This is a genomic window from Desulfonema magnum, assembly GCF_017377395.1.
Lineage (GTDB): Bacteria > Desulfobacterota > Desulfobacteria > Desulfobacterales > 4be13 > Desulfonema_C > Desulfonema_C magnum.
The window spans coordinates 5,453,762-5,478,523 of record NZ_CP061800.1; the positions used below are offsets into that span (position 1 = coordinate 5,453,762).

Consider the following 24,762-nt stretch of genomic DNA (forward strand, 5'->3'; position numbering starts at 1 on the left):
GACGGCTGTCCGCTTGTCACAATGGATTCCTGCTTTCGCAGGAATGACATCATGGGGGAGACGGCCGCTGTCCGGCTGGCACAATGGATTCCTGCTTTCGCAGGAATGACATCATGGGGGAGACGGCCGCTGTCCGGCTGGCACAATGGATTCCTGCTTTCGCAGGAATGACATCATGTGAGGGGACACTGCCGCTCTCCGGCTGCCACAATGGATTCCTGCTTTCGGAGGAATGACATCATGGGAGGGGAGACGGCCGCTCCCCGCTTGTCACAATGGATTCCTGCTTTCGCAGGAATGACATCATGGGAGGGGGCACGGCCGCTCCTCGGCTGGCACAATGGATTCCTGCTTTCGCAGGAATGACAGAATGATCATCGAGTTATAACACCATGAAAGACAACACCTCTTCCTCTTTTTTTCCAATCTGTTTTTCCATTGCTTTTACCTGTTGTTCGATATCTCGGACAAATTCGTCATCCTGTATCGAAGCCAGATTGATCTTTACGTTGCAGAGTGCGGAAAGGGCCGCGGACCTGGCCATCATTACGCCCACGGCCCCGTCTGTTGCCGCGTTTTTATTTCCCTTTTTAATGACCTTTCCGGCCAGTTCCATGATATTAAAGGCATCTTTTGCAACTTCCAACGGAACCGAGGCCGCTGTTTTCAGTCCGTTCTGAATGGCCTGATGTCTTTCCCTGTTCTGTTCTTCTGTTTCCTTTGGCAATTTAAACGCGGCCATCACCTGATTGTAGGCATCCGAATCTCTGTCAATATCTCGGATAAGCTTCTCACGATACTCAGCAGCTTCTTTTGCAATCGCTTTCATATCTTCATATGATGATTCATATCCTTTTTTGCCAATAGTCAGATTTGCCACCATCTCCGAAAGACTGGCCCCGAGGGCTGCGCTTAAAGCGGCAACGCTTCCGCCCCCGGGAAGGGCGGAGTTTGAAGCGACCCGGTTTAAAAAATCTTTTATATTGAGATCTGCCAGCATGGTTTTACTCCTTTAGGTTTGAAGTAGGCCGTCTGAAAATGATACTTTTTGTCATTATTTTTTGTCGGATCGGTTCCCTTCGGCAAGCTCAGGGAACGGCATGAGTAAAAAGTCAGTTCCCTTCGGCAAGCTCAGGGAACGGCATGAGTAAAAAGTCAGTTCCCTTCGGCAAGCTCAGGGAACGGCATGAGTAAAAAGACAGTTCCCTTCGGCAGGCTCAGGGAACGGCATGAGTAAAAAGTCAGTTCCCTTCGGCAGGCTCAGGGAACGGCATGAGTAAAAAGACAGTTCCCTTCGGCAGGCTCAGGAAACGGCATGAGTAAAAAGTCAGTTCCCTTCGGCAGGCTCAGGGAACGGCATGAGTAAAAAGTCAGTTCCCTTCGGCAGGCTCAGGGAACGGCATGAGTGACAAGTCAGTTCCCTTCGGCAGGCTCAGGGAACGGCATGAGTAAAAAGTCAGTTCCCTTCGGCAGGCTCAGGGAACGGCATGAGTAAAAAGTCAGTTCCCTTCGGCAGGCTCAGGGAACGGCATGAGTGACAAGTCAGTTCCCTTCGGCAGGCTCAGGGAACTGCATGAGTAACCGCGCCCTGAGCTTGTCGAAGGGCAGTTGGAAACAGGCCAAAAAGCGGACGAAGAAAATTAACGGATTCAGACGGCTTAGGTTTGAAGGGGTCTGCTATTTACTTTTTTATCCTTATCAAACACCAGTCTGCCCTTTTTTATAACTTTCTCCACTGTGCTGACCCCGATGTGGTAGGGGATGTACTGATATGACGGAAACTCAAGGATGATGACATCTCCGAGTTTACCGGGATCCAGGCTTCCGATGGTGTCTGCCCTGTCAATCGCGGCCGCGCCGTTTATGGTCAGAGCGGTAATGGCCTCCTCCGGCGTGATATTCATATAAAGCGCGGCCAGGGCAATAATCAGCGGAACAGACTCGGTAAAGCAGCTCCCCGGATTCATATCTGTTGCCAACGCCACCGCACAGTTATTGTCAATCATATATCGGCCCCTGGCATAGGGTTCCTTTAAACTGAATGCCGTGCCAGGAAGCAATGTCGCGACAACACCTGCTTTGGCCATATCCCTGATGCCTTTGTCAGAAGACTGAAGCAAATGGTCCGCGGATACGGCTCCCAGTTTCGCTGCCAGTTCAGCCCCGCCCAGAGATACCATTTCATCTGCATGAATTTTTAATTTCAGGCCCTGTGCTTTGGCGCTGCGTAACATTCTTTCGGACTGCTGTATTGAAAACACATTCTTCTCACAAAAAATATCACAAAATTCCGCAAGATTTTGTCTGACCACTTCAGGCATGACCGTATCTTTCATAAAATCAACAAACCGGTCCTCCTTGCCTTTGTATTCCGGCGGAACCGTATGCGCACCGAGAAAAGTTCTGACAATATCAACAGGATGATGTCTGTCTAATTCCGCCATGACCTCCAACTGTCTGATTTCCGTATTATGATCCAGACCATAGCCGCTTTTCCCTTCAACCGTTGTCACGCCGAATGACAACATGGAATCCAACCGCTTCAGTCCGGCCTCGGTCAGTTCTGACTTGGCTGCTTTTCTTGTTGCTTTTACTGTGTTCAGAATTCCGCCGCCGCGCTTCATAATTTCCATATAGCCGCGGCCCTGAAGACGCCATGAAAACTCCTCAGCCCTGTATCCGCCAAAAACAAAATGCGTATGCGAATCCACAAACCCGGGTAAGACTGCTTTTCCAGCGGCATCTATAACTACAACATCTGCCTGTGTAGAGGACAAAAAGTCGCGGTGTGAGAAGAAACCCGGCTTTTTGCCTCGGACGGAATTCTCTCCATCGCCGGAAAAAGCCGGGTTTCTGTTCACCATTGTTTTTTCGAACTGAGCAAGCACATCCCGGGTTTTTCCCACGGCTGTAATCCTGCCGTCTTCAATAAGCAGTGCGCCATTTCTGATAATATGCAGATCAGACATTTGCTTTCCCTGTTTTGCCTTAAATCCGCTGCATGTCACCAGCTCGGACGCATTTTTTATCAGTGTGACAGTGTTCATGACATTCACTCCATGATCCTGTATTCAAGAACCTGTTCCATGGAAAAATTCTCCAGCCTCAGATAATATTCGGCCGTGTCAATCAGTGCAGCCATGGGAACAAGCCCGATGATCTCGCTTCCCACGACATTCACACCATATCTTTTTGCTTCTGTTCTGATAAGTTCAAACGTCCTGTAAATCGCTGTTTTCGTGAAATCCGTCATATTCATTGACACCTGAACAATGCGTTTTTCTTTTAATCCGATGCCGATACCTTTGCAATATCGCAGTCCCCCGCTGCTGTATCTGACTTTTTTTGCAATCTCATTGGCGATGGTGAGGTCATCTGTATCCAAATTCACGTTAAAGGCAACCAGCGGCATTCTGGCCCCCACAGCCGTGACACCGGCACTGGGATGAATTTCCCATGGCCCGAAATCCGGCTTCCATTCAGGTCTTTTAATTTTTTCAGCCATTTCCTCGAACTGGCCTTTTCTTATATTTGAAAGATTTTCTCTTTCCGGGGCGGACGCGGATCTTTCATATAAAAATATAGGCAAATTATATTTTTCAGATACCTGTCTGGCAAAGTCCTTTGAAATTTCCACGGCCTCTGTCATGGTGACATTCTTAACCGGAATAAACGGAACCACATCTGCTGCCCCCATCCTGGGATGCTGTCCTTTATGCTGCCGCATGTCAATGCACTCAATCGCGGCTCCTATCGCTTCGGTCACGGCACGTTTTAATGCCTCAGGTTCTCCCACAGCCGTCACCACCAGCCGGTTGTGGTCTTTGTCTGTCTGATAATCCAAAAGTCTGACACCGGGTTTTCCTCGAAACGGATTGACGATTTCCTCAATTTTTTCAGATTTTCTTCCTTCACTAAAATTTGGGACACATTCCAAAATTTTTTTCATATCGGACATGCTCGCCTCCTTAAAATGGACGTATTCAGAATCTGAGAGGGAAGTTTTCCATTATTTCCCCCGGGATATCAAAGAGATACCCTGTTATTGCCCGGGTTCGGCTTGGCAAATCCGAACCAAAATAGCCGGCCGGGTTTGTCAAGCAGGCACGCGCATTTTCAGCCTGCTGAATATTTGTTTCAAAGCGGATTCGGAAACTGGTATGCAAAAAATTAATATCCGACAGACTTGACAACTGTAAGGATAATATACTATTATAATCTAATTTTCAATAAATAAGGTCATTTCAGACATGATAATTGTATCAGACGCATCTTAAATTTTATTTTATCTATAAAAATCATAAGCTTAAAAAACTGAAAATAAATAAGCCAGTGTCCTGTCGGTTCAGATGACCAAATTTTAAACAAAAAGATATTCAGCAGATCGAAAAAAGTTTGTAGTTCCGCTTTCAGACGGTCTGTGATCTCACAGGACCGCCTGAGCGCGGTACTAGGAACCGCCCTGAATTTCTCAGATATTTTCGATCTGCTGATATGAGCCGGTTCTGAGGTTTTTGTATTTTCTTTTGTGATGTTATTGTAATATTTTACTGATGCCGGTGTAAAGTTACTTATGCAGAGACACATAAAAAAAAAGGGGCAACACACGGCCATACCTTCAAATTCTATCCTCGACGATATCAAAAGGACACCGCGCCAATAATGAGGATATTTATACCCCTGAATACAGTTTTCACCTTATTGACTCATCTCTGCAAAGCAGATACTCTGACACTGCAAGTTAAGACAATCCCTTAGAACTATGTTTATTATCGGAGGGTAACCATGAATAATATATTTGATTCAAATCAGGATCAGGACTTCTCTTTGGAAAATCTCACCGAGAAGCTTTTGTCTCCGATTGAGATCGTCGCAAATCAGTTCAGTGCCACGCAAAATTACTATCTTGGCATGACAAAGTATTTAAACGACTTCATAACCCCGTATCTGATTTCTGTAAACTACTTCACGGGTGTGGAACAGGCCAGACTGCTGACCACTTCACCTTTGGACAGTTTTCAGTCTTATATGGATCTCCTGGGGTTCAATCTTGGTGTTACCACCAGGTTTCTTAACGGAACCATGAAGGCGGTCAGCGATTATCATAACAGGGAAATGAAAAATGCGGTCATGGCCTGGTTTAACACTGTTCTGAATCAGGAGGGAGAGGATATGAAAGCCTTCACGGCCCGGCTTGCGACAGTGGCGGACCGGGTGGCCAATATATATCCTCAGAAAATCATGGATATTGAACCTGAATTCGGGTTTCACTTTGAGAACAAGGCCAACGCGATAAAATTTGCCGAGACAGACCGCTTTTTTCTTTATCAGGTGCTTCCCACGGACAAAAGCATTGAAGTGAATGAAAACGGAAAACCTGTCCTTATTCTTCCGCCGTATGTGCTGGGGGCCAATATTCTGGCGTTTCTGCCTGGTGAAAAAAAGAGTTACACCCATTGTTTTGCAAACATGGGAATTCCGACGTATATCAGGGTGCTGAAGGATATCGGCACGACCCCCGCGCTTCAGGTCATGACTGGCGAAGATGATGCGTTGGATACCAAGTTTTTCTGTGAAAAAATCAAAGCCAGACATGGAAAACCCGTGACACTAAACGGCTACTGTCAGGGCGGATACACCGCGGTGTGTGATGTTCTTTCCGGTGAGTTGGACGGGCTGGTGGATGCGTTACTGACCTGTGTTTCTCCCATGGACGGAACCCGCAGCAAAGGGTTGTCCGCTTTTCTTAAAAACCTGCCGCAGCGCTTCAATGATTTGGCATATGGAACCAAGACTCTGCCCAATGGCAACAAAGTTGCTGATGGCACCCTCATGGGCTGGGTTTACAAACTCAAAAGCATAGAAAACGAAGCCCCGCTGGTTGTGTTTTTCCGGGATATGATGATGCTCAGTGCCAGTAACGGCGGCGGTGAGATTAAGGTCAGCAAGACTGCGGCTGCGATTAATTACTGGCTGGCAAATGAGCGGACCGATCTTCCCCTTGGCATTACCCAGATGAGTTTTGATTCTTACAACATACCGATTACCGAGGACGGAACGCTTCCGGTAAAGCTTTTTGGCAAAAAGCTTAATTTCAGACGGATAAAGGAAAAAGGCATCCGGTGGCTGATTTGCTATGGAGAAAAAGATGATCTGGTGGAAAAGGAAACCGCACTGGCCCCGCTGGATTATATTGATGTGGAAATTTCCCCGTTCCCCAAAGGCCATGTTGCCATTGCAACATCCTGGTCCAATCCCAAGTCAGCATACGCGCTTCATACCAGCTTTGGTGAGGAAAAATACCGGGGGCCGGTACGCTTTCAACTGGACTTGGACAGAGAGTTGTCTGAAAAGGAAAATCTGGTCAGGACGTCTTCCAAAGTTCAGGAATCGGTCAAAGATTTATCTGAGTTCAAGACAAAAAAACAGGCCAACGTATAAAATAAACCAGTTTTGCAAAGCGGGCGCTTTCCGGAGTGCAAAAATTTTATTTTTGCAGTTTGCGAAAATTGCATTTTCGCACTCCGGAGCCGCTTTAACCTCCGTCTTTTAGAAAAACCAGGTCAGCCAAAGAAAAACACTGTTCGGAGGCTTTTCAAGGAAATCTGTGTACGGCATCCTGAATCCTCCGAATTCCGTATCTTTTCCCCCATAATACACATTTGCCCCCAAAATGCCCTGAATATCCTGGGTGATATCCCACACTGCCCGGGGCTGAAGCACGCCGGAAGGGTCGGAAAGGTTAGTGAGCAGCGTCAGATAGGTGTTAAACAGCGGGTGTAATTCCAGATGAATCTCACCGGCCAAGTAAGTTTTGCCCAAAGTAAACATTTCCCCCCGCGCCAGTCGCGGAAGAATATCCAAATCAGTCATGGCCTCGGCATACTCATCCTGTCCCAGGCCATTATAATAAAATTCAATCAGGCCGTAAAAATTCTTTTCCCACCAGACCCAGGAATAATCCATATTTGCCACAAGAGAGATAAAGCTGTCCGTGCCGCTTTCCGCATTCAGAAATGTCCATGTGGCATCCATACGCCACGCGGCATTTCCCATATATCCTGTGCTGCCAATTCCCCCGATGTAATCTTTGTAATGTCTGGCGACCATGACATCAAATTCAGTGGTTCCCGCGGCAAAATGCAGTTTTCCTGCCAAAGAAGAACTGTCCCATTCCACATCATGACTCAGCATATCCCGCCTCGGGACATAAAGAAACTGAAACTCCCCTGTTTCTTTGATGGAAAGCTGCCCTGTGAGCATGTCATCCCCGATTTTGTAATCCCGTTCAATATCTGTGGGCGAAAACGGGTTAAACAAATCCATGGGATTAAACAACATACCATTTCCCCACGTCAGGGCCTGGCGGCCGATACAGACCGTTCCCCATTTTGGCTGCAACGTCAGCGAAAGCCGGTCTAGGCGATGATAGAAAATATAATCATCATCCTCATCAATGGTTTTGGTCAAATCCATGAGTCGAAGATCGTCATTCGGATTCCCCCCCAGATTATTCTTGAAAAAATCAGGAGAAAGCCGCTCCAAAAATTTCTTGCTTTGCCAGGTGTCTCCGCCTGAAAGAATTGCTTCATAATGGGTTTCAAAAAATCCCCAGTCCGCGAAGAACGCCTTGGTCTTCAGCCGAAATTCACCAGAGCTGTCATAATAAGGCCCCGTGTCCGCAAGCTGGAAAACAGATTCATCATCCGGCCATGACACAGCTCCGCGGGCGCGGACATGCCCGCCCCATTCAGACTCAGACCACGCCAATGCCGTATTCAGGGTGATCAGTGTCAAAAGAACTATGGTAATTGATAATTGATTATTGATTATTCTGTTTCCAGCCTTCATTTTCAATTCTCAATTCTCCATTTTCAATTTTCTTTGACCACATCATCTGCCACTTGGCCATCTCTGATATGAACCAGCCTGCGGGCATGGTCCATGACCATTTTATCATGTGTGGAAAAGATAAAAGTGACGCTTTTTTTCTGATTCATTTCTCTCATCATTTCCAATAATCCTTTTCCGGTTTCAGAATCAAGATTTGCCGTAGGCTCATCCGCGAGTACAATGGACGGGTTGGACACAATGGCCCTGGCAACTGCCACCCGCTGCTGCTGTCCCCCGGAAAGCTCGGCCGGCCGTCTGTCATATTTACCGCCCAGACCCACATCATCCAGTATGGTTATGGCCCGTTCCCGCCGTTCTTTTGTCGGCACGCCCTGTAAGAGCATGACATATTCGACATTCTCCACTGCGGACAGCACCGGAATAAGGTTATACGACTGAAAGATAAACCCGATTTTGTGCAGTCTCAGATTTGCCAACTCTGACTGATTCATTTTATCAAACGCTTTTCCATCCACGACCACGCTGCCGGAATCTGCCGTGTCCAGCCCGCCCATGATATTCAGCATGGTGGTCTTTCCCGAACCGGAAGGCCCGGCCAAAGCCACAAACTCTCTTTTTTTTATGGACAGGCTCACGCGCCTGAGCGCATGAACATCAACATTGCCTTGGTGGTAAATTTTTTTGATGTCAGTAAGTTCAACAATATTCATATGATTTCTCCCTCACAAATCATCATCTGACAGATGACAACTGAATCAGGTGTGCGCCATAGCCTCCACCGGTGTTATTTTAGCGGCTTTGGCTGCCGGATAAATACTGATCAGAATGCCCAGGATGAATACCACGAGATTCGCCATGAGAATATCTTTGGCCTGAATCACAGGGTAAATTATTCGGGAAATGCCTGCAAATTCTGCTCCGGCTGCAAGAGAGGAAAGATCAATGCCTGTGCCGGACAATGCCAGAACAGTCAGAAAGGACAGGGCGTTTCCAATAGCCATGCCCATAATCAAAAGAAAAAACGATTCTGTGAGAACCTCTCTGATAATCCACCACGGCTTCATGCCCAGGGCCTTGAGAACGCCGAACTCCCGCATTCGTTCAAATACGGCCATCAGCATGGTGTTGACAATGCCGAAGCCCATTGCAATGAATACGACCAGATACCACAGGAACATAAATCCGTCATAGATATCCAGGTATGCCGTGATGATGGGCAGCAATTCCCCCCAAGTGTGAACTTCGTATTCAGAGGGCAGCGCAGCTTTCAGTTCAGCAGCGACTTGGGTGACATCCGCCCCCTTCGGAAGAACAAGGGAGACTTCGGAAATCCCTTTTTTCAGTCCGAGCATATGCTGTGCCGAAGCCATGGTCACAAAGACAAACTGCTTTTCCGTGGCCTCCATTTCCGCTCTGAATACCCCGATGATACGAAACGCCCGGGAAGCGATCTCCTTTCCAGCATCCTGGGACATGAGAACCAGCTTATGCCCTAATTTGGTTTCGAACTTGTCTATTAATGCCTTGCCCACTATAATTCCGTTTTTATCATCGGGCCTGAGATAACGCCCCTCACGAATGGCTTTGTCACCGATAAACGAAACATTTGACTCCTGGTCAGGATCAATTCCTGCCAGAATGATGCCGCTCGAGTGTCGGGCATTACTGGCAATGGCATTGACCCGAACTCTGGATGTCCATTGCGCTCCGGGCGGAAGGGTCTTTCTGAGGGCGGTTTCCACTTCATCAGGCGCGATCATGCTGTTTTCAATGACCGGATCATTTCGATAGCCCTTATGATGAACCTGAATCTCTCCGGTCAGAGTGGCAATGGAATTGCGGATCATGCCATCCATCATCCCCCGGCTCAGGGCACCCATAAAAATCATGGTCCACATTCCGATAATAATGGCGATCATAATAACGGTTGTCCGTCTGGGGTTCCGCCAGATGTTCCGCCAGGCTAATTGAAAATACATATCGGCAACCTTTCGTAATTGGACATCTTTCTGAAAACATACTTAAATCACTTCAAAATATTTTTTATAAAAAGGAATATTTGGAAAAATAAGTTTGCCATCTTTGCTTTGTTCTGTCAAGCTTCAGATAGGAGCATCATGAATTTATCCGGAGTGCGAAAATTTTATTTTCGCAAAACGCAAAAATAAAATTTTTGCTGATTATAACGGATTTAGGGAAGGACTGACTAAGCCCTGTAAGGGCGGCATATTTGTAGCAGCAGGTTTGCAGCCCCCCCCGCCAAGCCCTGTAGGGGCGGCATATTCGCAGCACGATTTGCTACAAATATGTCGCCCCCACAGGGCGTTACCGGCATCTTCTAACTCCGTTATAATCAAAATTTTTGCACTTCGGATTTTAAATTTCAATTTACAGAGGAGGACAAAATGATATATCCGGTTATTCTTGCCGGTGGTTCCGGCACAAGGCTCTGGCCGCTTTCTCGTGAACTGTATCCCAAACAATTGTTAGACCTTGTTGGCGATCATACCATGTTGCAAAGCACGGTTCTGCGTCTCAAAGATTTTAAAGGAATGAGTGATCCCATTGTTATATGCAATGAAAACCACAGATTTATGATTGCAGAGCAGTTTCGTAACATCAGCATCAGCCACGCATCCATTATTCTTGAACCCGTAGGCAGAAACACAGCGCCGGCCGTGGCCGTGGCTGCTTTGCAGGCAACATCCCGGGGAGATGATCCTTTGCTTCTGGTGCTGCCTGCCGACCATTTTATAAAAGATGTTTCCGGACTTCATAATGCGTTGCACACCGGGGTATATTTTGCCCGAAAAGGGCGTCTCATCACCTTTGGCATTGTACCCGAAGCTCCGGAAACTGGCTACGGATATATCAGAAAAGGGAAAAAGCTGGCAAATTCCGATGGAAAGCCGCCTGAGAGGGAGTCCTTGGAAGCTGTTGCCATTGATGAATTTGTGGAAAAACCGGATCTGAAGACAGCCATTGAATATGTGAATTCCGAAAATTACTGCTGGAACAGCGGGATGTTCATGTTCAGAGCCTCGGCTGTGCTGGAGGAGATGAACACATATGTCCCTGAAATCGTAAAAGCCTGTGAAAACGCGGTTCTCAAGGGAAAAGAAGACCTGGATTTCTTCCGTCTTGATGAACAGTCTTTTGAAGCCTGCCCCGGTGATTCCATTGACTATGCGGTCATGGAAAAGACAAAAAACGGGGCCATGGTCCCCATGCAGGCCGGGTGGAATGACCTGGGGTCATGGGAGGCGTTATGGCAGGTGGGAGAAAAAGATGAACATGAGAACGTCATTCACGGAGATGTGCTGATCCATGATGTGAAAAATTCTTTTCTCCACGCCAGCACCCGGCTGTTGGCGGCTGTGGGACTTGAAGATCATATTGTGGTTGAGACTTCCGATGCAGTGCTTATTTCACCGAGAAACAAGGTTCAGGATATAAAAAGCCTTGTCAACATATTAAAAGCCGGTCAGAGAGAAGAGGCCCTTTCTCATAAAAAAGTGTATCGGCCCTGGGGGTCATCCGAGACCATTGTTGTTTCAGATCGTTTTCAGGTAAAACGGGTGATCATCAAACCCGGGGCAAAACTTGCCCTTCAGAAGCATTTTAACAGAGCAGAACACTGGATTGTATTACGAGGCACTGCCCTGGTGAGGAAAGAAGATGAGGAGTTTCTGTTAAAAGAGGATAACTCGACCTACATTCCCTTAGGCGTAGCGCATCGACTGGAAAATCCCGGGAAAATTCCCCTGGAACTGATAGAGGTTCGCTCGGGCAGTTACCTGGGAGAAGATGATATTGTTCGTTTTGAAGATGCTTAGAGAAGCCAGACATCTGTCTGCAATAAAGGTATCCGGCTTACCTTTACATTCTAAGCGGGCACATGGAATCAGATATGGAGACCGGTATGAAACAGGATTTTGAATTCTGAAATTTTGTCAGTGGTCACTTGTTTGCAGTTTATCCCAACGGACAGCAGACAACTGGCCACTGACAAAGCAGGGGAGGTTATGAAATTCCCTTTGGAATGTGTGATTTTTGTGATATTATCACAGGAGGATATTTTTACTTAGACCGCACTGATCAGATTCCGCTGATTGAAGAGGCCAGGCGTGGATGCTTTGGAAGATGTGATCCGGGAAGAACGAAACAGATTAAGCCTGGCAATATCGGAGGATGAATGGGATTTGCTCCGAGCACTGACAAAAAACAAAAAGATTCACAAATACGAAAACTATCATTCCTTGTTGCGGAATCTTTTTGTTCTTGAATACAAGGATGACGATGGTTCATGGTTTGACGTGAATCCTGTTCTGGCAGAGGCCAAAGAATTAGATCGTTGATTGCGCTTCGCTCCCGGATCGCTTGGGATTGGTAAATCCGCAGGGCTTTCGGAACTCAAGTTTCAAGTTTCAAATTTACAGAGGAGGGTAAAATGACAAACATCAATGCGGAAATAGCGGAAAGTTTGTTTGAGGAGGACGAGGATGAGGAGCTTTCAAGAAGCATCGCATCCCTGCCCACCGAGGACGACCTGCCGTGTGATGACGGAGTGCCAATGGAAACACCAAGACACAGGGATCAGATGATCCTGCTTATTGAATCGCTGAAGGCTTACTGGGGAGAGGACAAAAGATATTATGTGGGCGGAAACATGTTTCTGCACTACGAACTGTCAGGGAGCAAAAAGTTCAGAGGCCCGGATGTCTTTCTTGTCATGGATGTGGAAAACAGGGAAAGGAAGTCCTGGGTAGTCTGGCAGGAGGGGATGCGCTTTCCCGATGTGATTATCGAGCTGCTGTCCGACAGCACGAGAACAACTGACAAAACAGTGAAAAAGGAACTTTACAGCCGGATTTTCAGAACACCCGAATATTACATTTACGATCCCTTCAGTCAGGAGTTTGAGGGGTTCTGGCTGAAGAAAAGCACCTATGAGAGCGTGCAGCCGGACAAAGAGAAGAGAATCTATTCGTCCGAAGCTGGTCTTTATCTTGTCATAAAGGATGACTGGCTGAGATGGATGACACCGGACGGGCATGTCTTGCCCACACATCTTGAGCTATACAGGCATTCGGAGCAGAAGCTTGAAAGTGCGGAGCAGAAAATTTACGAGGAGAGGCAAAGAGCCGAAGACGCTGAAAAGCTTCTGGAGAAATATCGCCGTCGTTACGGTGAATTATAAGCATAATGGCATGTCGGAGACATGCTCTTATCTGAAATTCGAGAGACACATCCGGAGGGCACGTCACCGACGTGCCCCTACTATCCGAAATTAAGGAATCAAAGTATGAGGAATGAAACAGAGGTGCAAACCTGGGAAGATGCCCTGTCAGATATGATATGGACCATTGAAGCTTCCGAGGGAGAATTTTCATTGATTCTGGCGGCATGTAATTATGCGGAATTAGGAAAACGTGTGCTGAAACGCCTGCATAAAGCATGTTCCCTCTACATACAGGAGGTCAGGCTCGGTCCTGAGACAACAAATCTTTACCATACACTTTCTCAGGCCGTGGAAAACAAAACCCCGGATGCCATAATTGTGATGGGGTTTGATACATGTGATCATCTTGACGAGCTTTTTGGCGCTGCGAATCAGACCCGGGAGGAATTCCGCCGAGCATTCTCCTTTCCCCTCATTCTGTGGCTCAATGACGAGGCCCTGATAAAACTGATGCGTCTTGCTCCGGATTTGGAGAACTGGTCAGGATCGTATGTTCGCTTTGAACCTTCGGATCAGGAACTTCAGGAGGCATTGCAGGGATATGCTGCACAGTTGTTCAGGGAGATTTTGGGAGAAAAAAAAACCGAATCTTTTGAAAGAAACCGCTTTCTGTGCGACTTGTCAGATACTCAGGAATTTCAATTTTTTTTAAAAGACTTGGAAAACCGCTATTCGGATTCGGACTCGGAACTGAAAGCGAATTTATATCTTTTGCAGGGGGGGCACGAGCAACATAATGAAAAATGGGATTCAGCCATTTGCTTTTATGAAAAAAGCCTGTCTTTTTGGCAGAAAATATCTGCCTCGGAACATCAGGGAGTATTGTTCTGTTTTATGGCCCGATGCCATGAGGGAAAGGGGGATTCAGAAGGGGCAAAATCCGGTTTTCAAAAGTGTATGGAGTGCTTTGAGTCCCGTGGAGAAGTTCTGGCAAAGTGTGCTTGTGAGTTATGCGGGGTTCTGGAAAGATCCGAAGAATGGGAAGAATTGGGAAAGGTGGCGGAAAAGGCGCTGACGCAGAATCAGACCTGCGGCAACACTGCCGAATGTGCGAATTGTTACCGATTTCTGGCAGAAGCAGCATTAAATAAGGGAAAACCGAAAAAAGTCCTCGATTTGGCTGAAAAGGCGTTGGATACGCATTCTCCTGAAATTAGGGACAATGCCCGGCTGATTCTGGCAAAAGCCCACCGATGCTTAAATGAACCTGAAAAAGCCATTGCATATCTTGAAAAAGCAAAGAAACAAGGAGAGCCGGATTTAAATCCCCAACTTTACAGCGACATACTGCTATTGCTGCATGATCTTTATTTTGAGCAGAAGCGTTATCTTGAGGCGTTTCGGATCAAACAAGATCGCTATGTTCTTGAATATCAGTTCGGTTTTCGGGCTTTTATCGGAGCGGGACGACTGAAACCCCGGCGGCAGACTCGTAACAAAAAAGGAGATATTGCTCAGGAGATTCAGGCTTCGGGACGGTGGACTGATGTTAAAAAACTGATGCATCGGCTTGAAAATTCTAAGGATAAGCTGATTGTGCTTCACGGACAGTCCGGCGTGGGAAAGAGTTCAATTTTGGAGGCCGGGCTGGAACCGGCACTGAAAGGCAAGCGCATTCAAGGCCGCTCTGTTCTGCCAGTTCTGATGAGAAGTTATGTCAATTGGATGACGGAATTGAAACTGCGTCTCTCCGAGGCTTTAAAAATCTCCGAGGTTTCAGAAGAAATCTTGGATGAACTGAAGAAAAACGACGAGCGGAATTTTCTGACCGTATTGATTTTTGACCAGTTCGAGGAATTCCTTTTTGCCAATCCGAACCCGGGTGACCGGGAAAAATTTTACGGTTTTTTAAATGACTGCCTTGATAAGATTTCTTTTGTGAAAGTGATATTGTCTCTGAGAGAGGATTATCTGCATTATCTTTTGGAAAGCGAGGGGTTTGTGGAAGCTAATATCATGGATCGGGATATCCTGGCCCGGAAAATCCGCTATCCATTGGGAAATTTTACAAAGAACGATGCCAAAGAGGTTATCCTAAGCCTGACCCAACGCTCTCAATTCCGACTGGAAGATCAGTTGATTGATAACATTGTGGATGATTTGGCTAAAGATTCAAAAGGAGTGCGGCCCATTGAATTGCAGATTGTCGGAACCCGGATTGAGGAAAAGACCATTGATTCTCTGGAGAAATACAGGCCCAAAGAGGAACTGATTTCAGATTTTTTAGAGGAGGCTGTGGGAGACTGCGGAATGGAAAACAAAGATGCGGCCAATCTGATTCTGTATCTGCTTACGGATGAGAATTTCACTCGGCCTCTGAAAACCCGTGCGGAAATAAAAAACGAATTAAAGAGACTATGGCTTGAAATTGATACCCACCAGTTAGATTTCATATTGAAAATATTGCTGGGATCAGGGTTAATTTTTCGGTGGTGTTCTAAAACTGGACTTGCTCCGATATTTACCAAATTGATTCAGAGGGTTAAAAAGTTCAGCTCCACTTTTAGAACATTACCGTTTAGATCATACAATCATGTTATGGAATGCAGAGACTGGTGACTTAATTCATACATTAGAGGGGCATAAAGATTCCGTCAGGGTCGCCAATTTCAGTCCGGATAGCAAAATTCTGGCTTCGGGAAGCTGGGACAATACTGTCAAATTATGGGATTTGGAAAGCGGACGGGAAATCAAAAAATTAGAAGGACATTCTCATTCCGTTACCAGCGTTGATTTTAGTCCGGACGGCAATAGGCTTGCATCAGGCAGTTGGGATAATACAATCAGATTATGGAATATAAAAAATGGCAGGGAGCTTAACGTATTAAAAGGGCATAGCAATTCTGTTACAAGTATTAAATTCAGTCCTGATAGAAAAATTCTTGCCTCAGGAAGTTTTGACTGCACAATCAAAATATGGGATATGGAAAAATTTATTGTTCTCAACACATTAAAAGGTCATTCCAATCCTGTCAACAGCATCAGCTTCAGCCCTGATGGTGATATGCTTGTATCGGGAAGTTGGGACAAAACGATTAAGTTGTGGGATATGAAAAGCAGGAGCGAACGCAAAAAACAAAACGAATGGGATTTGGATTCTCTTTTATTGTGTGCCTGTAAATGGTTGCATGGCTATCTGAAAAACAACCCAAATGTGAGCGAAGAGGATCGGTGTTTGTGTGATGATATCTTAGGGGAATGATTATTTTTTTTTCTCTCTCTACAGGGATTTTCTATAAGAACAGGGATTAATAAGAAACTGAAAACCTCAATGCCAAGCTGAACGAGGAAGAGCGGTGTCTGTGTGATGATATATTGGGGAACAGTGATCCGCCGTTGTCCGAACCCTGATTAAAGGATGAAAAGATTTTCAGGATTTGTGTCCGGCCGGATTCACAGGAATCTTCCTGATGAGCAGGAAAACTGAGATCAGGAAAATCCCTGAATCCTTTAATCTGGGTTCGGACAGCGGGGACAACCGGAGATCGCAAATCGTAAGGAGAATTTAATTTGGATATTTGGCACACCCTGAACGGCTTTGATTTCGTATGGGATGAGAAAAAAGCCCGAAAAAATCTGATATCCCATAACATTTCTTTTGAAGAAGCATGTGAAGTATTCTTTGATCCTTTTTATAAATTGGAAGATGCAAGCCGGCACGGAGAGGAGCGACGGGGACTTATCGGTTACTCGGAATCCGGTCGGATGCTTTATGTCGTTTCAGTAGAAAAAGGAGATGAGGCATGGCGGATCGTATCCGCAAGAAAAGCTGTCAAAAAGGAGAGGAGACAATATGAAGAAGAAAATGATTTTGTCTGAAGACAGACAGGCAACTACAATACAGCTAAAAATACCTGCCGACGTGTCAGATGACCTGGAGCGTGTGGCCCGGGCAAAAGGTATGGCGGATTGTCAGCCGCTTATCCGATTCTATGTGGGGCAGGGACTCCGAAAGGACTTAGCCGAACTTCGGAAAAAGAATGCCGCACAGGAGGCAAGGAAGGTCTTGGGAAAGCACAATGTTGATCCCCGAATCATTGATGAGGTCATGGCTGCTGTGAGCTAACTGACTCTCCGGAAAGTTCCCCTCACCTGATGAAACAAAGGAGATTTTTCATGTTACCCAAAAACAGACCAACCCACCCCGGGGAATTTATCAGAGAAGATATTCTGAAGAAATTATCTGTAACAGAGAAAGAACTGGCGAAAGCGATAGGCGTATCGCCCGAAACCATCAGCAGAATTATTAATGAGGAAGAGCGAATCTCCGCTGACATGGCTCTGCGTCTGGGCAGATTCACAAAAACAACGCCCGAAATGTGGCTGAATCTGCAAGCAGCGGTTGATCTGTGGGATGCCTGCCATTCTCAGCATTTTGAGGAAATCAGAAAAATAGAGCCTTATGCGGCCTGAGATGAAAAATATCCAAGATTTGCCAATGGCTCTACGCTCTTATGTCCAATGCCAAGCTGAACGAGGAGGAGCGGTGTTTGTGTGATGATATATTGGGGGACAGTGATCCACCGTTGTCCGAACCCTGATTAAAGGATGAAAAGATTTTCAGGATTTGTGTCCTGCCGGATTCTCAGGAATCTTCCTGATGATCGGAAAAACCGAAATCAGGAAAATCCCCGAATCTTTTAATCAGGGTTCGGGCAACGGGGACAACCGGAGATCGCAACTCGTAAAATACAAAGGAGGAATTATGCAAAAACGGAGAATTGAATATAATTCGCCTGTGGATGCGCTTACAGCAATAAGCAAACGTCTCACAGGCTATGATAACAAATACAGCATGGATTCGGAGGACTTTTTTGACAAATATGGCAAGGGACTGGCGGAGGACACCGAGGACTTTGTCAACTGGTCAAACGATTATCAGCATTATATGGCAATACTTCCGGGGCTGAGTCTGTTATGATTAAAACATTCAAACAGAATTGGCTTGAAGCTTTTTTTCATGGAGGAAAACACAAGCGGGTTCCTTCTCAGTTGAAACGTCAGTTGAGACATAAGCTTGATATGCTGAATTCAGCTTCAGTGCTGAGAGATCTGGAATCACCACCGGGAAATCATCTTCATCCATTGAGCAGGGAGCGTGAAGGAGAGTATGCGATTTCTGTCAATGGTCCGTGGAGACTCTGTTTCCGATTTGAAAACGGTGATGCCTATGACGTGGAACTCGTACAATATCATTAGGAGACATCATGCTGCCGAAACACAGAAGACCGACACATCCGGGAGAAATTTTAAAATATGAATATCTTGACCTTCTCGGAATGACCGAATCACAACTTGCCGAATTTATTGGAATATCCCTGAACACTGTAAACGAGCTTGTCAGCGGGGAACATCCTGTCAGTTCCGACATCGCATTTCGTCTGGCACGATTCTTCAACACAAGCACAGAATTCTGGCTTAACCTGCAAAGAAATGTTGATTTATGGGACACATTTCAGGCTCACAGCCACGAATATGAGAAAATCAGTCCGCTGAAAACAGTCTGAACCGAGGTTCAGGCATAACACCCCGGTTCAGGGTTCTTTACTAACTGAAAAGCTCCAGTGCCAAGCTGAACGAGGAAGAGCGGTGTCTGTGTGATGATATATTGGCTGACCCCTGATTCACCGTTGTCCGAACCCTGATTAAAGGATGAAAAGATTTTCAGGATTTGTGTCCGGCCGGATTCTCAGGAATCTTCCTTATCATCGGAAAAACCGAAATCAGGAAAATCCCCGAATCTTTTAATCAGGGTTCGGGCAACGGGGATAACCCGATATCAAAACTCATAAAATACAAAGGAGGAATTATGCAAAAACAAAGAATTGAATATGATTCACCTGTGGATGCGCTCATAGCAATAACCAAACGTCTCACAGGCTATGAAAACAAATACAACATGGATTCGGAGGATTTTTTTCACAAATATGGCAAGGGACTGGCGGAGGACACCGCGGACTTTGTCAACTGGTCAAACGATTATCAGCATTATATGGCAGTCAGGAACGAAATAGAAAGGCAATTGAAAAATGCCGCATGACATGATATCCCATTATCTCAGCCAGATCGAATCCGCCATCCGGGGATTAAGAGACGCTTACACAGAACGATATAAAGAAGAAATCCTGGGATATGACCGTGCAAACCTGCGAATCAGAATTCGTTTTCTGAGCGGATATCTTCTGGAACTGAACGAAGCGATCATTCTAAAAGCAGGACAGATAAAATATCTTGACTATCGCTATCATTTTCAGGACAGAGAAAACAACCTTGTTTTCCGATATGACAATACGCCGCATTTTCCAAATATTGACAGCTTTCCTCATCACAAACACCTTAAAAGTGAAGTGATTCCGTCTGACAAACCTTCAATACTCAAGGTGATTGAGGAAGTATCTATGCAGGTTTATTGAAAAAGATCACCCTTTATACTTGTTGGACTAATGTGCTAATGGCTGCATCTCTACCTGAAAAACCCCAATGTCAAGCTGAACGAGGAAGATCGGTGTCTGTGTGATGATATATTGGGGGAATGATTATTTTTTTTTCTCTCTCTACAGGGATTTTCTATAAGAATAGGGATTGATAAGAAAAGGATTGAAATCCCGTTCTTATACGAAATCCTTGTAGCGATGCAGGGTGGGCAAAAGCGAAGCATGGCCCACCATATTCTTTCGGTGGGCATTTCATCCCTGCTCTGCAAACACTGAAGAAAACCAAATGCCAAGCTGAACGATGAAGAGCGGTGTCTGTGTGATGACATATTGGCCTCTGAACCATAGATTGGCTGCATCCTTTTATAATAGCATCCAAATTCTGGAACAAGAAGCTGATTGGGCGGTGAACCAATCAACAAAGGAGAACTGAAAAATGACAACAGCAGTCCGAAACCTTTTTATAACGCGGTCAGGATACACAGGTGTTATAAAAACGGTGGAAAAATCGAGATGCATTTCAAGCTGCTACAAACATGTCGCCCCTATGGGCCTTTGCCGATATCCCCTAAATCCGTTATAATCAGAAAAAACCTTGATCATCGAGTGAAACCTTATTGCATTTCCCTCTTGTTTATTGAGTTTCCAGAGATCGGGCTGCCCCGTAAGCCACCGTAAACTGCGGGTGAGGCAGCACATGAATGTCCCGGAACAATTCATCTTCTATGGCGGTGACCAGTCCCGGGTTATTGGCCGCGCCGCCATCCAGATAAAAATCGTCCTCCATGTCCTGGCTGCCAGCCAGATTGACAATTCGCCGGGCAACGGATTCATGCAGCCCCTGTATAATGCGTTCCCTGGAAATGCCTTTTGCCATCAGAGAAACCATTTCGCTTTCGGCAAAAACAGCGCAGGTGCTGTTGAAGCAGGGCAGGGCATATCCCAGATGAATACCGACTCTGCCGCCGTAGGTGAGCAGCAGAAACATGATATGCTGGGTGATGAAGCGTAATTTGAAAACCATCACCATTGACCTCCTTTTATAAATGACGAACAGGGCAGTGATTATGGCAGTGATGCCCAGAAGCATCAGTCCGGGAACCAGCTTCAGATGGCCGGTGAGGGAGCGGTGCAACAACAAGGTAAATGTTGTGGCATAATCTGTCCCGTCCGCAGTTTCTTCAATCAGAATGAGCGATTCTTTGCGGGCCTGCGGGCCGGACTTGTCCAGGCCGGGATCATGGGTATCACTCATCTGAATCGTTTCATGCCATATACAAACAACCCGAGTATCAGAAAAACAAAAACCGAGGCAAACCACTGAACCCCTGAAGAGGACATGTCCGTGGTATCGTCTTTCTGTTGCATGTCTTCCATTTTATATCCCTCAACATTTTTTGAATCTGCCTCCGATGCTGACGCTGCTTCTTGTTTTTCCGAATCCGCTTTTTTCGAGGATTCTTTGTTTTGTGAGAATTTTTTGTTTTTGTCAAATCCCTCATTCAACTGCTTTTGCAATTCCTTTCTGGCCCGGACCTGTTCTTCCAGAGATTTCTGAGCAGCCTGTTCAATCGCCATTCTGAATTTCTCCACCATTTCCGGCGACATGACACCCGGCAGAGAAATAATATTGACCACCATCTGATTCAGAACCGGATTGTTGCATGTATGATCACAGCAGGCCACGCCTTTTTCAACAACATTCAGAGCATATTCCACGGCCAGCTTCTGCGTCACTTTTTCATCTGCCTGCCAGTATTTTTTGCGAACTGTTTCCAGCATCCGGGCAGTTACGGACTGATATGCCCAGGGATTTTCTTTGTTGAAAAATTCCTTTATATCCAGCCCGTATTTGTCTTCCACATACACCTCATACGTCTGTTCCCACTTGGTTTTATCCACAGCATAGGGAACTGTGACCTGCCATCCCCACATATATTCCACGAATTTCTCAATTTCACGGGCACCGGCATATTTTTCTTTTTTCATGCCTTCAATCCATTTGGGATTGAAATAGCGGCTTCTGAGTTCTCTGCCAATGGTTTTGGCAACATCTTCTATTTCAGCTTTTTCCGGGTCCCGCTGCATACTGATTAAAGTATCCGGTGTTTCTCCGCTTTCCTTTTTCACGGCCAGGGAAAGCCCTCCGAGATATTGGAACACATCGTCATTATCCATGGTGCCATAGACATTGGACGATACAGAATGAATGGCTGTGTTCACATGTTTGAGATTATTTTTAAACACCTCCTGCGCGGGTTCTCCCCATTTTCCCAGTCCGAATGCAAAGCCCACCCGGTTCTCATACACCTTGACAATTTCCTCATCTGATTCCCACACGCCTGAGGCACTGGTCATTTCAGAGACACCGGTTCCGTAGGTTCCGGGCTTTTCTGTGAATATCCTGATTTTTGAAAACAGGTCCGCTTCTTTTTCATCCATGCCCGAGGCGATCAGATGAGACCGCATTTCCTCCGTGTGTTTGCGAATCAGATTCTCAATGTCTTCCTGAACCGCGGCTTTCTGAACCGCATCATCTAAAAACAGCAGCATATTGGGGAAAAGGTCACGATAAAGCCCTGAGGGATTAATCAGCACGTCAATCCGGGGTCTTTTCAGTTCCCTGCCGGGAATCACTTCAACGCGTTTTACCCTGCCGGACTTGTCCCACACCGGTTTCATGCCCATGAGATACAGAATCGTGCTTTCGTTAATGCCTTCGTTTCGGATGGTCTCTGTTGCCCACACCACCACGGCCACTTTTTCAGGATAGGTCTTTTTCTCTTTCAGATGTTTTTCAATAATGTCCTCTGCTGCCTTTTTTCCCAGTTCCCAGGCAACCTTGGACGGAATCTTATCCGGATCAAAACCGAAAAAATTCTTGCCCGTGGGAATGGCAGAGGGATTTCTCACGGGATCATTGCCTTCGCCCGAGGGAATGTAACCGCCATTTAAGCCTTTGATCAGGTGATTAATTTCCCTGGGGCCAGAGGCGGCAAAGCCTTTCCTGAGATCATCCGGATTCACATCATCGTTCCGTTTCAGCACACACTTAACCATGTCCTCCAGTGCGTCGCCGTCAAAGGATTTGCCAAATGTGTGCATTCCGTAAGGCATGAAATTGGTCTTGACTTCCAGCAGATAATGTTCGATCTCCTCAATCCCCTCTTCATCAAAGACCTTGATCTCAAGGTCTTTGTCAATTCCCATTTTCACTGCTTTTTGTTTTATCTTCTCCAATTTGGCTTCCGAGGTTTCGCTTTTCACGGAAACCGAGCGGTTATAACTGCTGATAAGGTCATACAGTTCAGCGTATTCATGATACAGACCGCTTTCTTTCAACGGCGGTGTCAGGTGATCAATGATGACGCCCCGGCCTCTCCGTTTTGCCTGAATGCCTTCGCCCACGTCATCCACAATATAGGGATAAAGATTGGGGATATCCGTAATCAGAACCTCAGGCGGACAGGAATCTGAAAGCCCGGCCTGTTTTCCGGGAAGCCATTCGTGAGTCGCATGGGTTCCGAGGTGAATCATGGCATCCGCGTTGAATTCATATTTTAGCCACAGATAGGCTGCAATATACTGATGATGCGGATAGACCGTGGGATCATGGTACAGCTTCATGGGATCATCTCCCCATCCCCTGGACGGTTCGGGCAGAATGACCACATTTCCCAGCATCACCGCAGGCATGACAAAACTTCCGTCTTTGATCATCATCTTGGAATCCTCGACTTTTCCCCATTGCCGGATGACATTTGCTTTGAATTCCTCGGGAAGTTTTTCAAACCAGGTTTTGTAGGTGGACACGGGCACGCGCACCACTTTTTCCTCTGAAAGCATTTTATCCAGTTCTCCGGGGGACCAGCTTCCGATATTTCTGCCATATTTTAACACCAAATCTTTGATGCCGTCCTCGGTGATCCGCTCATCAAGTGTGACCGCGTATCCTTCCTGTTTCATACGATTCAGAATCAGTTCAAGGCTTCTGAAAACATTCAGATAACTCGCGCCGATATTCTGCTTGCCCTGACTGTGGTTGTAATACAGAATCGCGATCTGTTTTTCTTTGTTTTCCTTTTGTTTTAATGCCACCCATTTCCGAATTCTCGGAATCAGCAGCTCAATATTCTCTTTGATGGGCAGATGAATAAAAAAATCTCTTCCGGATGCTTTGTCAAATATCTTTTTCTTTCCTGACAGCGGCGTGGGTTCGATAATGCCTGATATTTCCGAATTGGCAATGTTCCACATCACATCCATGGGCGGAATGCCCACCGGGTCTTTTCGCCATTCTTCAATGGTGCTGGAATAAAGATTGACCGCATTGATAATCGGGATATTCAGGTCATTGATGAGGGATTTCAGTTCGTCGTCAATAGTCGAGTAAAATTTCAGCGTAAAAGCCAGAATCAGATCCGCTCTGGCATTCCGGTTTTCATCTGCTATGATTTTCCGAAGCACCGTAATATCTTTGCCAAATGCGGGTAATACGTTGAAACCTGCTGTTTCCAGGCGCTGAATCAGATAACTGATATGCGCCATTTGCCCTTCTATCAGAGAAGATCCAAAGCACATGACACCAATCCGAGGCGCGTTTTTTTTATGTCCTGACTGGTCATACCATTTCTCATACGCCTCATATGAGGTAAAAATTTCATCCGCATCCGGATGATACAGTCGGAGTTCCGGGAGTTTGATCACATCATCGTAATGAACCGGGGCATTAAGTTCCCTGTGAATGAGTTTGTAAACAAGATTTCGGATATTTTTCGGTATCAGATGGCTGTAATACTCCTTAATATCCAAGTCAAAGATAAATCCTTTTGCTTTGAGTGCGTCATCATCCCTCGTGCCTCTGACCGCATAAATTTTTTTTCCTTCAAAGCGGATATGCTGAATCAGATATTCGCTGAGTTCCTGCATCATCACATCCACGATAATCACTTCAGATTTGTCAACAAAATCGTTTGCCTGTTTATCTCTGGTCAGGTCTTCGTGGGTAAAATACTTTACTTGGATATTTTCAGGAAGCTCCAGTCCCTTCACAGCTTTATTTACCAGATAAGTATTGGCATCAATCACCAGCAGGGAAACGCTGCCGGCGTTTGTAACCGAAGGAATAAGCAGCAGTATGGTTATGACCAGAAGTTTTCTTAAATTCATTGTGTTCTCCGATTCACAGGATGTCAGGAACAAGTCCCCGATGTGTGCTGAAAAAAATTTCAG

General features: G+C 46.0%; 22 protein-coding genes. 14 read left to right on the top strand and 8 right to left on the bottom strand.

All coding sequences use genetic code 11. The features are described 5' to 3' along the window. Positions 1–382 precede the first annotated feature (382 nt). The 3 genes from dnm_RS20885 to ftcD form a co-directional block, all read right to left on the bottom strand. Positions 383–1,000, bottom strand: coding sequence for a cyclodeaminase/cyclohydrolase family protein (locus tag dnm_RS20885; RefSeq protein WP_207678834.1), 618 nt, complete (start codon positions 998–1,000; stop codon positions 383–385). Between the two features lie 658 nt (positions 1,001–1,658). Next, complete coding sequence (gene hutI, locus dnm_RS20890; RefSeq protein ID WP_207678835.1) at positions 1,659–3,047, bottom strand: imidazolonepropionase; 1,389 nt, start codon at positions 3,045–3,047, stop codon at positions 1,659–1,661. Positions 3,048–3,052: 5 nt separating this feature from the next. Then, the gene (gene ftcD / locus dnm_RS20895) at positions 3,053–3,958 is read right to left on the bottom strand and encodes a glutamate formimidoyltransferase (protein ID WP_246556055.1); all 906 of its coding nucleotides are present in this window, start codon (positions 3,956–3,958) and stop codon (positions 3,053–3,055) included. A gap of 827 nt (positions 3,959–4,785) precedes the next feature. On the opposite strand from ftcD, the gene dnm_RS20900 reads away from it, so the two are divergent. Continuing rightward, entirely contained in the window at positions 4,786–6,441 is a 1,656-nt protein-coding gene (locus tag dnm_RS20900) for a polyhydroxyalkanoate synthase family protein (protein WP_207678836.1), read from the top strand. 108 nt (positions 6,442–6,549) lie between these two features. Here dnm_RS20900 and dnm_RS20905 read toward each other — a convergent pair whose 3' ends face one another. The 3 genes from dnm_RS20905 to dnm_RS20915 are packed head-to-tail and all read right to left on the bottom strand — an operon-like array spanning position 6,550 to position 9,833. Next, the gene (locus dnm_RS20905; RefSeq protein ID WP_207678837.1) at positions 6,550–7,857 is read right to left on the bottom strand and encodes a hypothetical protein; all 1,308 of its coding nucleotides are present in this window, start codon (positions 7,855–7,857) and stop codon (positions 6,550–6,552) included. Between the two features lie 17 nt (positions 7,858–7,874). Beyond that, positions 7,875–8,564, bottom strand: coding sequence for an ABC transporter ATP-binding protein (locus dnm_RS20910; protein WP_207678838.1), 690 nt, complete (start codon positions 8,562–8,564; stop codon positions 7,875–7,877). A gap of 45 nt (positions 8,565–8,609) precedes the next feature. After that, a complete protein-coding gene (locus tag dnm_RS20915; RefSeq protein ID WP_207678839.1) occupies positions 8,610–9,833 on the bottom strand; it encodes an ABC transporter permease in 1,224 nt (407 codons plus the stop codon). Positions 9,834–10,259: 426 nt separating this feature from the next. On the opposite strand from dnm_RS20915, the gene dnm_RS20920 reads away from it, so the two are divergent. The 13 genes from dnm_RS20920 to tumE all read left to right on the top strand — a co-directional run bounded on the left by dnm_RS20920 (position 10,260) and on the right by tumE (position 19,509). Continuing rightward, positions 10,260–11,690, top strand: a complete 1,431-nt coding sequence (locus dnm_RS20920; RefSeq protein ID WP_207678840.1) for a mannose-1-phosphate guanylyltransferase/mannose-6-phosphate isomerase — start codon at positions 10,260–10,262, stop codon at positions 11,688–11,690. 291 nt (positions 11,691–11,981) lie between these two features. Further along, complete coding sequence (locus dnm_RS20925; protein ID WP_207678841.1) at positions 11,982–12,212, top strand: hypothetical protein; 231 nt, start codon at positions 11,982–11,984, stop codon at positions 12,210–12,212. Between the two features lie 92 nt (positions 12,213–12,304). Then, positions 12,305–13,054 carry a Uma2 family endonuclease gene (locus dnm_RS20930; RefSeq protein WP_207678842.1) on the top strand — a complete coding sequence of 250 codons (750 nt, stop codon included), beginning with the start codon at positions 12,305–12,307 and terminating at the stop codon, positions 13,052–13,054. Between the two features lie 105 nt (positions 13,055–13,159). Further along, entirely contained in the window at positions 13,160–15,655 is a 2,496-nt protein-coding gene (locus tag dnm_RS20935) for an nSTAND1 domain-containing NTPase (protein WP_207678843.1), read from the top strand. Next, positions 15,630–16,298, top strand: a complete 669-nt coding sequence (locus dnm_RS20940) for a WD40 repeat domain-containing protein (RefSeq protein ID WP_207678844.1) — start codon at positions 15,630–15,632, stop codon at positions 16,296–16,298. The genes dnm_RS20935 and dnm_RS20940 overlap by 26 nt, the downstream gene beginning before the upstream one ends. 308 nt (positions 16,299–16,606) lie before the next feature. Continuing rightward, positions 16,607–16,915 (top strand): BrnT family toxin, encoded by a 309-nt coding sequence (locus dnm_RS20945; protein WP_207678845.1) that lies wholly within the window; start codon positions 16,607–16,609, stop codon positions 16,913–16,915. After that, positions 16,890–17,162, top strand: coding sequence for a hypothetical protein (locus dnm_RS20950; RefSeq protein WP_207678846.1), 273 nt, complete (start codon positions 16,890–16,892; stop codon positions 17,160–17,162). Before dnm_RS20945 ends, dnm_RS20950 begins: the two co-directional genes overlap by 26 nt. Positions 17,163–17,212: 50 nt before the next feature. After that, positions 17,213–17,509 (top strand): HigA family addiction module antitoxin, encoded by a 297-nt coding sequence (locus dnm_RS20955; protein WP_207678847.1) that lies wholly within the window; start codon positions 17,213–17,215, stop codon positions 17,507–17,509. A gap of 292 nt (positions 17,510–17,801) precedes the next feature. Further along, the gene (gene tumA / locus dnm_RS20960; protein WP_207678848.1) at positions 17,802–18,017 is read left to right on the top strand and encodes an antitoxin TumA; all 216 of its coding nucleotides are present in this window, start codon (positions 17,802–17,804) and stop codon (positions 18,015–18,017) included. After that, positions 18,014–18,295, top strand: coding sequence for a type II toxin-antitoxin system RelE/ParE family toxin (locus tag dnm_RS20965; protein WP_207678849.1), 282 nt, complete (start codon positions 18,014–18,016; stop codon positions 18,293–18,295). Before tumA (dnm_RS20960) ends, dnm_RS20965 begins: the two co-directional genes overlap by 4 nt. Positions 18,296–18,303: 8 nt before the next feature. Beyond that, entirely contained in the window at positions 18,304–18,603 is a 300-nt protein-coding gene (locus dnm_RS20970) for a HigA family addiction module antitoxin (protein ID WP_207678850.1), read from the top strand. Between the two features lie 302 nt (positions 18,604–18,905). Further along, positions 18,906–19,136, top strand: coding sequence for an antitoxin TumA (gene tumA / locus dnm_RS20975; RefSeq protein WP_207678851.1), 231 nt, complete (start codon positions 18,906–18,908; stop codon positions 19,134–19,136). Continuing rightward, positions 19,126–19,509: a toxin TumE gene (gene tumE, locus dnm_RS20980; protein WP_207678852.1), complete on the top strand. Its 384-nt coding sequence runs from the start codon at positions 19,126–19,128 to the stop codon at positions 19,507–19,509. The genes tumA (dnm_RS20975) and tumE overlap by 11 nt, the downstream gene beginning before the upstream one ends. 655 nt (positions 19,510–20,164) lie before the next feature. Here the strand turns inward: tumE and dnm_RS20985 are convergent. Both dnm_RS20985 and dnm_RS20990 read right to left on the bottom strand, forming a co-directional pair. Further along, on the bottom strand, positions 20,165–20,785 hold the full coding sequence (locus tag dnm_RS20985; RefSeq protein WP_207678853.1) for a BadF/BadG/BcrA/BcrD ATPase family protein: 621 nt from the start codon (positions 20,783–20,785) through the stop codon (positions 20,165–20,167). After that, positions 20,782–24,699, bottom strand: coding sequence for a cobaltochelatase subunit CobN (locus dnm_RS20990; protein WP_207678854.1), 3,918 nt, complete (start codon positions 24,697–24,699; stop codon positions 20,782–20,784). Before dnm_RS20990 ends, dnm_RS20985 begins: the two co-directional genes overlap by 4 nt. Between the last annotated feature and the right edge of the window lie 63 nt (positions 24,700–24,762).

Coding starts and splice junctions, on each gene's coding strand:
- dnm_RS20985 (WP_207678853.1), bottom strand. CDS start 20,785: ATGAGTGATACCCATGATCCCGGCCTGGACAAGTCCGGCCCGCAGGCC.
- tumA (WP_207678848.1), top strand. CDS start 17,802: ATGCAAAAACGGAGAATTGAATATAATTCGCCTGTGGATGCGCTTACA.
- dnm_RS20965 (WP_207678849.1), top strand. CDS start 18,014: ATGATTAAAACATTCAAACAGAATTGGCTTGAAGCTTTTTTTCATGGA.
- dnm_RS20955 (WP_207678847.1), top strand. CDS start 17,213: ATGTTACCCAAAAACAGACCAACCCACCCCGGGGAATTTATCAGAGAA.
- dnm_RS20990 (WP_207678854.1), bottom strand. CDS start 24,699: ATGAATTTAAGAAAACTTCTGGTCATAACCATACTGCTGCTTATTCCT.
- ftcD (WP_246556055.1), bottom strand. CDS start 3,958: ATGTCCGATATGAAAAAAATTTTGGAATGTGTCCCAAATTTTAGTGAA.
- dnm_RS20935 (WP_207678843.1), top strand. CDS start 13,160: ATGAGGAATGAAACAGAGGTGCAAACCTGGGAAGATGCCCTGTCAGAT.
- dnm_RS20885 (WP_207678834.1), bottom strand. CDS start 1,000: ATGCTGGCAGATCTCAATATAAAAGATTTTTTAAACCGGGTCGCTTCA.
- tumA (WP_207678851.1), top strand. CDS start 18,906: ATGCAAAAACAAAGAATTGAATATGATTCACCTGTGGATGCGCTCATA.
- dnm_RS20910 (WP_207678838.1), bottom strand. CDS start 8,564: ATGAATATTGTTGAACTTACTGACATCAAAAAAATTTACCACCAAGGC.
- hutI (WP_207678835.1), bottom strand. CDS start 3,047: ATGAACACTGTCACACTGATAAAAAATGCGTCCGAGCTGGTGACATGC.
- dnm_RS20900 (WP_207678836.1), top strand. CDS start 4,786: ATGAATAATATATTTGATTCAAATCAGGATCAGGACTTCTCTTTGGAA.
- tumE (WP_207678852.1), top strand. CDS start 19,126: ATGCCGCATGACATGATATCCCATTATCTCAGCCAGATCGAATCCGCC.
- dnm_RS20950 (WP_207678846.1), top strand. CDS start 16,890: ATGAAGAAGAAAATGATTTTGTCTGAAGACAGACAGGCAACTACAATA.
- dnm_RS20930 (WP_207678842.1), top strand. CDS start 12,305: ATGACAAACATCAATGCGGAAATAGCGGAAAGTTTGTTTGAGGAGGAC.
- dnm_RS20970 (WP_207678850.1), top strand. CDS start 18,304: ATGCTGCCGAAACACAGAAGACCGACACATCCGGGAGAAATTTTAAAA.
- dnm_RS20940 (WP_207678844.1), top strand. CDS start 15,630: ATGTTATGGAATGCAGAGACTGGTGACTTAATTCATACATTAGAGGGG.
- dnm_RS20920 (WP_207678840.1), top strand. CDS start 10,260: ATGATATATCCGGTTATTCTTGCCGGTGGTTCCGGCACAAGGCTCTGG.
- dnm_RS20915 (WP_207678839.1), bottom strand. CDS start 9,833: ATGTATTTTCAATTAGCCTGGCGGAACATCTGGCGGAACCCCAGACGG.